A 12,201-nucleotide genomic window follows, 5' to 3' on the forward strand; every position below is an offset into this window, starting at 1 on the left:
TTAATGCCGTTCTTTTTTCAGCGTAAATATCGGTAAATAAAAGAAGATGCCTAGGATAGACATGATAAGGCCGCCTATCGTTCCGGCGGCGAGCGGGAACCAAAAGGCTTCTTTATCGGTGCCTAGCATGAACGGGATAAATCCGAGTATGGTCGATATAACGGTTAGGAAAATCGGTGTGATCTTGGCGTTCCATGCCTTTAGATAAGCACGGATTGGGGAAATAGCGGGTATCCGTTCCCGAATTTGGTTATATTCGTTTAAGATATAGATACTGGCGTTTACCGTGATACCGCATAATAAAACGAAGGAGGCGAATCCACCTTGGTCGAAGTTCAGTTTGAACCAATAGAAGGTCAGGAATACCCCGATATAAGAGATCGGTATGACAAAAATGACCGCCAGCGGTTGTTTCAAGGAATTAAACAAGATACTGGTCGTAAAGAAAATAATAACGATGATCAAGAATAATAACGCATATTGTTTATTATCTTTCTGATCCCATGACCAATAGTTCTTTTCCGCTTTAGCCGTATATCCCATAGGCAGGATCTTGTTAAACTCTCTAAGTTCCCTTTTCTGTATCTTCTCGCCTTGTGAGGAGGCTCCGATATATTCATATTGCAGGCAGAGCCTGTATTGCTGGTTTACTTTCGCTATCTGTTGAGGGGTCTGGCTTTTCTCGACGATAGCGAGTTCGGACAACTTATAGGATTTATCACGGATGGTTTGAGGTACATATTGCATACTCCAGATATCGAACTCCTTTGATTGGCGAGAAGAAAGTTTTAGCTTTTCCGTCTCGTTATCAACGACGATGGTACCTGCGTAGATATCTTTACCGAAAACAGGCCGGATAGATGCGAATAAATCGATAGGCAATATATCCGCTTGCGCCATACGGGATTTATTCAAGTTGAAGTAGAATTCCTGATAATCATCCTTCCACCAAGAAAACTCGGAATTGATCAATACTTCCTTGATACGGCGATACGTAAGCAATTTCTCCCGTAGTTTTTCCGCCCATTCGTATAACTCGTCATAATTATATCCGTACATCTCGATCCGGAAAGAACCTGCGTTCTCACGGACATCATTGCTGAAACCTTGGTCCATAAGTCCCCATACGCCCCAACTTCCACCACCTAATTCCAACGCTTTGCTAATCACCCTGCTTTTCAAGGTGTAGGGGAAACCACTTCGCTCGTTCTCACGGGTGAAATAGACGTTGATACTGGCTTGACGTGCGTTATAGATACTGGTCTGGAATTGCCGTATTTCCTTATAGGTACTCAAGTAAGCCTCCATTCGGTTGATCAAGTGGTTCATTTGATCAAGGGTCGTACCGTTCGGCATGGAAGCGCTGATACTTAATACCGTTTCTTCATTCCGGGTAAAATAACTTCCCTCGTATACCTTTTGGACAAATAGGCGCAAGGTTCCTCCCAAACTCTTATCGACGATAGGTTTTATCGTTTCCTTCCAAATACCTTTCGCCGCGAATTCATTGTAGCGAGCGATCCACAAAGAGTCCCTTGCGGATAGATCCTTCTCTTCCGGCTCGATCTTCTCCGGCAATAAAAATATCGGTAGTCCGAAAGCCAGTACTAGAATAAGGCAAGCCAGCTTTTTCCAATTGCAAAGGAAACGGATCTGCGCCCGGTAATAATGAGAGAAATAGACTGGGAAACGGTGTATGAACGACCGTATCGGACGGACCACCGGATGTTGTCTCCAATGACTCCGGGCTTTTGGGGAAGAAGAAGCGACTTTCTTCCGGTGCAAATTCATCTTGTCGATCAATGCCGGAACCAAGAATAGCGCGATGAACAAAGATACCGCCAGATTGATGATCACGACAGCGGCGAAATCCTGTAAGTTCAACCGTATCTTCTCATCCAAGAAGAAGATGATCACGAGGGCGCCCATAGTTGTCAAAGTGGCCGCCAGAATAGACAAGAACGCTTTCCGGTCATGATGGTGCCGGATATGATCGGTCATCACGATCGTATTATCGATCACCAAGCTGAGAGAGATCGTGATACCCGCCAGCGAGTACAATTGCATCTCCAACCCTAATAAATAATAAAGGATAACGGCTATACACAGGTTGATACTTAAACTGATGATGATCAAGAACAGATAACGTACATTCCGGGTAATCAGCAGAACGAAGAGCAAGAGGATCAAGATGGTCAAGCCTGTACGGACGTAGATTTTATCCAATTCTTCTTGGATAAATTCGGTAGCGTCGTAACTGGTATGGATCTCGTAACCGGGAGGAAGCAAGGTGCGGATATGTTCCATTTCTTCCTTCACTTTCTTGGCTAATTGCAACTGGTTGGCAGTCTCTTCCGCACGGATAGACAGGTAAATAGAGTTTAAACCATTGATCCGGTAGTAACTTTGCGGGGCCTCTTCTTGCCGGGTTACCTTTATCAATTGATCCAGCCGGATTAAGCTACCATCTTTGTTTGCGACGGTGATATGCGATGGTTCGAACCCATTCGTGATCTTTTCCGGCATTAACGCCAGACGAATCCATTCCTTGCTGGTATCTCCTTGTCCCATATTAGCGGTTCCAAGGAACTCTTTTTTGTAATATTGGCTGATCGCCGATTGGATATCCTCTATCGTGATCCCCAGATCCCGTAGCTGGCGGCTATCGTATTCCAAGCGCCATTCCATAGGGGTCGCTCCGCTTACATCGATACGATAAATACCTTGCACGCTGCTAAGCCGGGGCTTTATCTGATCCTCGGCGAATCGCTGGATGAATATCGGGGTAGCGGAAGCGTTCAAGGTATAACTCATGAACGGGCGTGATTCCTTGTCGTCCGGACGGCTCATCTCTAAAATCGGATAACTTAATTCTTCCGGAAGGTCCGGCCACGTCTGTCTAACAATTGTTGATGCCTCAAAACGTGCGGCATCTATATTCGTATGTTTATCTAGTTCTAAAGTAATCCTTCCCCATCCGTTTCCCGAGGTCGAGGAGATCTCTTTGATTCCTTTGATACGGGCAAGCATCGCCTCCAACCGTGAGGTTACCTCCATCTCGATAACCCTCGCTGAGTTGGAGGGCATATTATAGCTGATACTTAATTTCGGCAGCGTACGGGAGGGAGATAGCTTGATCGGCAATAAAGGCACGAAAGCGATCCCCGCCAATGCGATACAAAGGAAGGTGACGATGATCGTAAAGGATGATATGTTCGGCTTAGAACCCATGCTCGTAATCAAATTCGTTGGCTAATGAGATGCCTGTCTCGAAATCATGTAAGGTGAGCTTACGTATTTTGTAATAGCTCAACCAATAATTTTGCAAGGCCGTGATATAATTACGTTGCGCTTCCTGCTGTCGGTTCAAGGAGAGCGTAAGGCTATTGATATCCGCTTTGCCGATCATGAAACGTTGCTTGGTCTCGTTATAGGCCATGATCGCGATGTCCAAAGCCTCTTCGGCGCTGGCGATCAGGTTTTGCTGTACATTGAAATCGCCGACAGTCATGATTACGTCTTCCTCCAGAGTGACTTCCGTCTGCCGTGCGGATATTTGCGTAACATTTAGATTGCTTTTGGCTATATTGTATTTACCCTTCCGTACTCCCCAGTCTATAAGGGGAATAGAGATAGATATCGATACCAAGTCCTGCTGCAGCGGATTCTTGTAAACTTCCTTAAACTGGGTCGCTACTTGATTGAAACCGATACTAGCATTCAAGGAAGCGTTGAATAAGGTTTCCTTTTTGGTCTTATCCACTTGTTGCTCGGCCTCTAACACCTCTTGCCGCACTTCCAGAAACTTGGGGTTATTCTCCCGGGCTAACGTCAATGCTTGATCCACCGGAATATCCATATCATGGGGGCGTGACGGCAGACGAAGCCGTATCTTCGTATTCTTATCGAAATTCAAATACGAGGCCAGACTGAACATGGCTCGCTTCAAGGCTATATCGGCGTTTTGTAACGTATTGCGGGCATTGATCGCATCCAGCTTGAGTGTCAGTAAATCCGCTTGACTAATAGCCGCGATCTTATGCCGCTCTTGGCCGGTACGGTATAACGTATCGGTTGTCGCTACATTTTCTTTGGCCATATCATATTCTACTTGAGCCATGGCTAAAGAGAAAAAATAAGTGGTGGCTTGCTCGCTGACGGTCTCGATATTATAAAGCAACTCTTTCTTTACTTTCTCATATTTTAGAGGCTCTATCTTCTTCTCCCACCGGAAAGGATTGTATCCCAATAAATCTTGGCTGTATCCGATACGGATTGGAACGGAGGTGAACTGATTATAAGTATTCGAGCCGAAATAGCGCATATACCCCAGATCCGTATCCACGAAGAAACTACCACCCAGCATATCGAAGTTCTGCTTGATCTTTAAGTTTCCTCCCGCATAAAAGGACTGTTGCTTACGGTATTCGTCAATGTCTTTTTCTGAATCGTATCGTTTCGTGATATCCCGGTAATATTCGGCGGGTGTGATATTCAATGTAAGACTAGGCAGTCGCTCCGCTTTGTAATTACGAAACTCCCAGTAGCCGGACAAGAATAGGTTTTTCGTACGAAAAGCCTCCAGCGAGCTATCGGCGGCCAATGAGATCGTCTTCTCAAGGGAAAGGACGAGCGATTGGGCCGATACTCCTTCGGCTAATAGCGAACAGAACGCGTATAAAACTAGGAATGTCCTCTTGTATCTTTTTTTCATAATGCATGTCTCCTATAGATAAACCAATAAACCAAAGGGATAATAAATAAACTGACTACCGTACCGATCAGCATCGCCGAGATCATGGCAATGGAGAGTGGCTTTTGCAACTCACTACCCATATCGAACGTGAATAGTAGCGGTACCATACCGAATATAGTTGTCAATGAGGTCATGATAATCGGGCGCAGACGGCGACGACCCGCCTCATGGATCGCTTCCATCAAGGGTACACCTTCTTTCCGAAGCTCATTGATCGCGTCCAGTTTCAAGATAGAGTCGTTTATGATGATACCGCAAGTTACCACGATACCGATAGCACTCATCAGGTTTAAGGTATGCCCGCATATCCATAATACCAGTAAGGAGGCGGCTACGTCTATAGGTATTTCCAGCAGGACGATCAAGGGCTGCAAGAAGCTCTCGAATTGCGCCGCTAAGATAAAGTACATCAAGAGAATGGATATGAACAAGATGACGACCAGTTCATTCAGCATTTGTTGGTTCGAGAAGAAGCTTCCCGAGAAATCGATGTCCCAATTCGTCTTATCTTTGGATTCGCTGCGGACGAGCTCCCGAATATTTTCCATTAACTGTTCCGCATTCTCTACTTGATAGAAGCTAAAAGGAATATATTCCCCGTTCTTTCCAGCGGTGAGTATCTTCAAATCCTCTCCGGGAGTAATTTTTGTTACTGCACTAAGAGGGACATGATTCGTCTTTTGGTTTTCGTCCGGTTGCGTACGGATTAACGTATTATGTAGGATATGATCGACCGTTTGCTCGTTTCCGGCTAGCGTGATCGGTAAATACTGTTGATAAGAGCGTAAAGTAGCGACTTCATTTTCCTTGAAGGCCGTCTTAAGTACCCGGTAGACCTCTTCATAGGAGATATTATAAAGTAATAGTTTCTGATGGTCTATGGATATGTTTAATTGATTCTCGAAAGCTACGCCAACGGGAGCGAGACCGGTCTTACTCTCTAGTGTTTTCTCTAGTTTTTGCAAAGTAGGGGCATCCGGAGCTTGTTCTTTGTTACGGGCATAGAACTCGGCTACGATATCGGCCTCACCGGTTACGAACAGTTTCTCAAACACGGTCTCCGGCGGAGAGAACGATAATACGGCTGTCGGGTAATTTCGCTTTACCCAAGCGGAGATTTCTTGTTGTAAAGGAGCGATAGCATCGGTCTCTTCTGTCTTGAAATAAAGCTCTACTTCCGAGATGGATAATTCCCTGTCTCGGTTTAGCAGGAATTGTTGCTGTCCGATATAGGCCGTGTGTTGCGCACCTAACCGATCGGCCTCACCAAATAATTCGGTGACTCTCTTTCTATTCTCATCAATATGGATGTTCTCATTCCATTCAACATGTGCGATTAACTCATTCTGATCGATTTCCGGCATCCGGCTTTTGGGGATCATATAGAATAGGATCGCGCAAAGGGGGATGGTGACAGCTACAAATAGTAGGCTAGTGGTCTTATGCCTGAATATGAAATCAACCCCTCCGTCATAGAATCGGTCCAGCGTATGCTCCTTGATCAAATTGTTTATTTTCAGGTTGAAAAAGGAATGCTTGATCTCCGGTATGCTGTAAACTAATTTGTAAAGTACAGGCAGTAACATGATTCCAGTGAAATAAGAGACCATTAAACCAACCGTAACAGCAAACGCCTGATCGAAGAAAATCGCTCCCGCTATACCACTCATAAATACCAGCGGGACGAATACGGCGATCGTGGTAAATGTGGAACTAAGCATGGGGGTGATTACTTCTGTGGTCCCTTTTATACACGCTTCTTCCAGATTATCTCCTTTTGCCCGGTATTGCGCTATATTCTCCGTCACGATGATGGAACTGTCTATCATCATACCCAATGCCAAAATCAATCCGGATAGGGAGATGATATTTAAGGACATATTGAAAAGGTAGAAGAACAGGAAACTAATGATGATACTGACTACCATACTTAGTCCGATTACCGCCGGGCTTTTTACGTCCCCGAGGAAAAGGATCGCCACGATGCAGATAAATAAGAAACCTAACGATAGATTCTGTTTGAGGTTGGAGATCGTATAATCCAATAACTCGGTCTGGTTTCTTGTGATCGTAAATTCAATATCCGGGTAAATAGACTTGAAATAATCGGTAACCTCGGCAAGCGCCTCTTTCATATTGTCCATATTCTCATCCGCTTGCTTGATAACGGCTAATGTAACGGCCCTTTCCCCGTTGGCTAGCGATAAGCCGGTTTCTTTTTCCGGTACGACAGCTACTTTTGCCAGATCTTTTATCTGGAAGATTCGGTCATTCTTACGGATATAGATATTTTGTACGTCTTCCGGTGTACGTAATAAGGTAGAAAATTTAATATTGTACTCATAATAACCATCCCGTACGGTCATGCTTCCCGGCTCTATATTATTGGCAGACAAGGCTGATTCCAAATCATTTAACGTAATATCAGCCATATCCAAGAGTTTCATATCCGGTACGATCTGTAATTGCCGTCCTAATATGCCCGTGATATCCACCATCGCGACTTCCGGCAACTGTTCGATCCTTCGCTTGATTACTGTTTCTGCGAATTGGCAAAGATCGAGGAAAGCCTCGTCGTTTTCAATTGTCTTGAGTGTGAGGTTGAGGCAAAACACCGGAATGTCCGTAGCGCTCGCCTTGACTACCCGTGGACGTTCTACCTCACGGGGCAGGTAATTCATGGCGGCGTCTATTTTCTCATTGACCTCTATAAAGGCAAGATCCGTGTTCGTGCCAAAGTCGAAGCTAAGGCGGATAATACCCGCTCCATCGCGAGTCTCGCTATGGATATCCCGTAATCCTGCCACTTGCATCAATTGCAAACGGACCGGCTTTACGACAGTATTTTCCAATTCCCGTGCGGATGTATTTTGTCCGGATATCTGAACGGTAATCTCAGGTATGGCGATATCAGGCAATAAGGAGACCGGTATGGTGAAATAAGTCACCAACCCCACGATAAAGCAGGCCGTAAAAGCCATCAATACCGCTATCGGACGTTGTAGCAGGAAGCGAATCATACGCAACTAATTTTCAATTCTCAATTCTCAATTCTCAATTTTCAATTACCTTGACCGGTGACTCATGCGCCAGATTAATATTGCCGCTTGTAATCACGACATCCGCTTCTTTCAATCCTTCCAAAAGGGTATAACTATCCGCGTTTTCCAGTCCGGTGCGCACGTAGTTCCAATAAGCGTGCCCATCAACTAAAGTAAATACGACTTGTTTTCCGGAACGTAATACCACAGCCGTTTTAGGTACGACCAATTGCTTCCCAAGCGAGCGTTGTACGCTAACCCGTACATTCATGCCTTCGAATAATTTACCTTTGTCGTTTACCGCCGCTTTCACTTGTACCATCCCGTTCTCATCCACTAGCGGGTTGATCTCGGATATACGTCCTTCAGTCTTTAAGCTGGTGGTGGCGAAAGGGGTAACTTCCACTTTATCTCCGTTTTGGATAAGCGGCAACTCACTTTCCAATACGGTGAAAGAGGCTTCCAGACTATGAGGATCGATAACGGTACAGAATGCGTCCGTCGTAGACGCCACGTTCTCTTGTTTAGCGAAAAGGTTTGCGATAATACCGTCGAAAGGCGCGATTAGCGTCGCATTCTGTTCCTCATATTGGGCAAGTTGATATTGGGCGAGCGCCAGATCATATCCACTTTTTACCCGTGCTAGGTTGAGCGTCGCAGGCGGGACTTTCGCTGAGTCTTCCAGCATATATCCTTGACCGATCAATACGTCTTTTAATTCAAGCCTCGCTTTCTCTAGGGCATCCTTGGCTTGCGCTGTTTTGTTCGTGAGCCGGAAAGTAGCGAGTTCCGCTATTTTCTGTCCTTTGTTTACCCGGTCTCCGTTCTTCACGTAGATGCGGGCGATGGGTTCTGCCGACTCAAATTGTAAGTCCACCAACTTGCGAGCGGACAGTTTACCATTGCTTATCAACTCATGATTAAATTCCGTTTGCTTCAAAGTCATGATCGTGACTTCGTTCGCCTCATCCGGCAATACGGTTTCTACGGAATCCTGTGTGGTATCTGTATCTTTCTTTTCTCCGCCGCATGCGCTTAAACAGAATAAAAGCGTAAAGGTCAACAATTTATAGTATTTCATACTCGTATGATTGATCGGTTTGTACAATTTGTCATTCGCAAATATAAGTATTTATTGTTACGATGTAGTCGTAATTGCTATAAAAATAAGGATATTGTATTCATATTGATGTGTTGTTTAACATACTTCGTGCTTTCTCTTTCATTTCTTTAATAGCGGAACTTTCCACTTTGGGTTTCTTAGTTAATACGGAATCAATCGCCATTTTCAATTTTGCAGGTTGAAAATAAGATGGTTCCGTATAAAGATTCATTAACAGATAATACGGATAGATACGTTCCGGTAAAATATCAATGGCATGTAACAGGTGCTTTTCCGCTTGTCGGTATTCACCTAAACACTGCTCATTTTTAGCCATTACGTAATAAAGCATGGGATCGGAGCTTAATAAGACAGCTCTTTCCAGATATCCATTCGCTTTCTTGTATCGTCCGGTCTTGCTTAGGCATTGAGCGACCTCGAAAAGGAATTCCGGTTTATGCTTCAATAATGGATACAAAGGTTCATATACCTCCAAGGCCGCTTCGTAAGCTTTATTTTTGTAATACATTTGCGCCTTGTTCCATTGTTGATAAGCCTTATAATGATCTTTTTGCATCCAGAACAAACCAATTCCAAGGATAGCGATTCCCATAAAAAATATCTGTTTGCCCCATCTATGGCCATTTGATTGGGCTTGGTTCTCACGGATCTCATCCTTGTCCGGTGTTACGCTCATCACCCCTAGGAATATCAATACTACCCAAAACTCCGGCAATTGTAATGGATAAGAAGAGAAGGCGAATATAGCCAGAGACATCAATCCCCCGCAACAAGCATACCTTTTGTTCTTTATTCCTTTATAAAATAGAAGCCCCAGCCAGCCTATAAATAGGGCTAATCCTACTAACCCCTGTTCTAATCCAATCTGCAAGTATTCATTAAATGCGTACTCCGGGCATCCGGCAACCAACTTTTCCTGTTCAGTCGCTTTTCCCGAAGCCATGTATTCCGCTTGTGTTTCAGCGTAAGCGGCAGGGAACCCACCTAGGCTGGTACCTGTAATCGGTTGTTTTTGTATCGCTTTCGTCGTGATCTTCCACATCAGAAACCTTCCGTCTGCCGAATCTTTCTTTAATGTATAGAGTGATGCGCTCCCGCCAAGAAGCAATATGCCGCCTAGGATACCGCCTATGATATACCACCTTTTGTGTTGTCTCAGTCTGGTCGCTGCCTGTTTCCTGTCAAGGCGGTACAGGGCATATACCCAGGCGCAAGAAACGACCACCGCTATCCATGCCGATCGGCTCATTCCCGCAGGAAGTACAACGATCGCTGTGCCTATACATCCCATGGACAGGTAATAGGGCATATTTCGTTTGGACTGTTCCAGCAAGATGCCAAGAGCCACCGGTAATGTGATCGCCAAATATCCGGAATAAGGCCCCGGATTGAAAAAAGAGCCGGTCAGCCGAAACAGGGAATGGTTCGAATAGGCCCATCCCTGTAATTGACGGAAGCCCCAGATGGCTTCTATAAGGCCTGTCGCGATAAAGAACATTGAAAAATATCCTATGAGCACCGGACATTCATGGAGTACCTGCCGAAGCAGATACCACAAGACAACCATTTGTCCGATAAACAGGAGCTTTTCCGGCTCCGGGTGTATGGAGTAGGGATAAGAGAGGAGGATAAGCCCCAAGAGGGAAAGGGGGAGGATATCCACGTAAGTCCATGGGCACAGCTCCTTGCTTGGATTCAACCACAAACCTTGTAGGGACACGGCGGATAAGAACAGGGTGATTAGTTGAATCCAAAAGGTTTTCTCTGTCACCAAGTGTGTGGATAGCATTCCCAATCCTGCGAAAGGGGCGCTTAGCAAAAGTGTCCCAAGTAGGGTATATACGCCGAGTTTCAACAGTTCTTTCATGGTTAATATCTTTTTACCGTACCGTTTTCCACCAAAAAGATACGATCTTCCGCAGCCTTTTCCGGTCGCGAGATCATCGCTTTCAACAGGCTCCCTTTAGGTATCTTGCGAATGAGGATGCCACCGGGTATCGTGTCTGTCGGGAAATATCCGTTTTTAAAACACTGCTGTTCCTGTTCCCAATAAGCGAGTGTATACGGCACTTGCTGTTGATACGGGTTGTCCGAGGCGATAAAGATGGAATCGGTTCGGGCCGGATCGGGCTTAATTTTCGTGATGATCCCCGTATTGCTCACATGGAAAGGGGATGTGATGAAGCGTAGTGAGCCATAAGCCTCTTTGTCATATTCGGCGATGATAAACACATCATCGCCTACGATCTTCGGGAAGGTACAGCGGTTGCCGATCCGTTCGCTCATGGCGAAAGGCCTCCAGTTACCATGATTATAGGTACAGAGGTAAATAGGTGCTCTTTTTGATCTCACCGGGAGGTCGCAAGTCGTATGGATATCTGCGACAGGTGGTAGGTATTGCTCCGTGACAGCGGTCAATAACGGATTTTTTAAGAACGTACGGTATTCATCGGTCGACTCGGTCGTTACCGGATGTAAGGGGGAGAATCCGTATCTGTAAACCTTGGCCGGGGTCAAGAACGGCTTGGTTAGGTTGTAGATCAAGGAATCCGGGCCTTCGTACTCCGGAGCGAAAGGTAGGAATCGCCCATCCTCGTTTAAGAATGCGCACCAATAATGTTCCCCGTTCCTACGAGTCCAGATCGTATGTTCTGCTACAGTGGGAATACCGGCCGCACGCATCAGCTGGATACCATACAAGACTACCCCATCACAACGTCCAACCCCTGTCCGGTGGATCTCCTCTGCGGTTGGATAGTGGATGGGTATCTCCGTTTGATAGGTGACTCGGGTTCGTAGTATCTTTTGTAACCTCACGGCCGCATCGTACGTGTTATCAATATGCGAACTATCCAGCAAAGGGAGGTACGTCCGCATCAGCTCCTCACGTAAACCGGAGGGCGGTTCGTATAACCCCCGGTAGGGAAGTATATACCTGCAAAAATTCTCGAAACTTACCGATTTATTCCAGGGCTTGGGCCACGCCTGAAACGCCAGCTCGATATTACGGATTAGATAGTCCGAGGATAGGGTGGTGATGTCTGATACCCTCTCTCGCTTCTCATATCCGAAATGATAGACCATATTGCGTATCAAAAAGCGGGCGGCCTCTCTTTTTAACGAATCCCCTTCATAGTATTTGATGACATATTCCAACTCTTTCCTGTTATCGCCGGCTTGCGACAACGCATATTCCAACATACTTTCTTCTTGGCTTTTTGAGAAACCGCAAGAGTGCAGACAGATCCAAGCGCATACATATAAAATAAGCTTATTCATAA

Annotated in this window: 6 protein-coding genes; all 6 read right to left on the bottom strand. The window is 45.5% G+C overall.

Features of this window, described 5'->3' with window-relative positions:
* The gene (locus BDI_RS17155; protein ID WP_009275346.1) at positions 1–3,231 is read right to left on the bottom strand and encodes an efflux RND transporter permease subunit; all 3,231 of its coding nucleotides are present in this window, start codon (positions 3,229–3,231) and stop codon (positions 1–3) included.
* Positions 3,221–4,714 (bottom strand): TolC family protein, encoded by a 1,494-nt coding sequence (locus BDI_RS17160; protein ID WP_005859576.1) that lies wholly within the window; start codon positions 4,712–4,714, stop codon positions 3,221–3,223. Before BDI_RS17160 ends, BDI_RS17155 begins: the two co-directional genes overlap by 11 nt.
* Positions 4,711–7,776 carry an efflux RND transporter permease subunit gene (locus BDI_RS17165; RefSeq protein ID WP_011967319.1) on the bottom strand — a complete coding sequence of 1,022 codons (3,066 nt, stop codon included), beginning with the start codon at positions 7,774–7,776 and terminating at the stop codon, positions 4,711–4,713. Before BDI_RS17165 ends, BDI_RS17160 begins: the two co-directional genes overlap by 4 nt.
* A 34-nt stretch (positions 7,777–7,810) precedes the next feature.
* Positions 7,811–8,878: an efflux RND transporter periplasmic adaptor subunit gene (locus BDI_RS17170; RefSeq protein ID WP_005859574.1), complete on the bottom strand. Its 1,068-nt coding sequence runs from the start codon at positions 8,876–8,878 to the stop codon at positions 7,811–7,813.
* Between the two features lie 100 nt (positions 8,879–8,978).
* The gene (locus tag BDI_RS17175; protein WP_011967320.1) at positions 8,979–10,787 is read right to left on the bottom strand and encodes an O-antigen ligase family protein; all 1,809 of its coding nucleotides are present in this window, start codon (positions 10,785–10,787) and stop codon (positions 8,979–8,981) included.
* Between the two features lie 2 nt (positions 10,788–10,789).
* Positions 10,790–12,199: a transglutaminase domain-containing protein gene (locus BDI_RS17180; RefSeq protein WP_011967321.1), complete on the bottom strand. Its 1,410-nt coding sequence runs from the start codon at positions 12,197–12,199 to the stop codon at positions 10,790–10,792.
* Between the last annotated feature and the right edge of the window lie 2 nt (positions 12,200–12,201).

It is taken from the genome of Parabacteroides distasonis ATCC 8503 (assembly GCF_000012845.1).
Classification (GTDB): domain Bacteria; phylum Bacteroidota; class Bacteroidia; order Bacteroidales; family Tannerellaceae; genus Parabacteroides; species Parabacteroides distasonis.

Bases quoted from the DNA above. Each gene is read 5' to 3' on its own strand.
- BDI_RS17160 (WP_005859576.1), bottom strand. From the start codon at position 4,714: ATGAAAAAAAGATACAAGAGGACATTCCTAGTTTTATACGCGTTCTGT.
- BDI_RS17165 (WP_011967319.1), bottom strand. From the start codon at position 7,776: ATGATTCGCTTCCTGCTACAACGTCCGATAGCGGTATTGATGGCTTTT.
- BDI_RS17175 (WP_011967320.1), bottom strand. From the start codon at position 10,787: ATGAAAGAACTGTTGAAACTCGGCGTATATACCCTACTTGGGACACTT.
- BDI_RS17180 (WP_011967321.1), bottom strand. From the start codon at position 12,199: ATGAATAAGCTTATTTTATATGTATGCGCTTGGATCTGTCTGCACTCT.
- BDI_RS17155 (WP_009275346.1), bottom strand. From the start codon at position 3,231: ATGGGTTCTAAGCCGAACATATCATCCTTTACGATCATCGTCACCTTC.
- BDI_RS17170 (WP_005859574.1), bottom strand. From the start codon at position 8,878: ATGAAATACTATAAATTGTTGACCTTTACGCTTTTATTCTGTTTAAGC.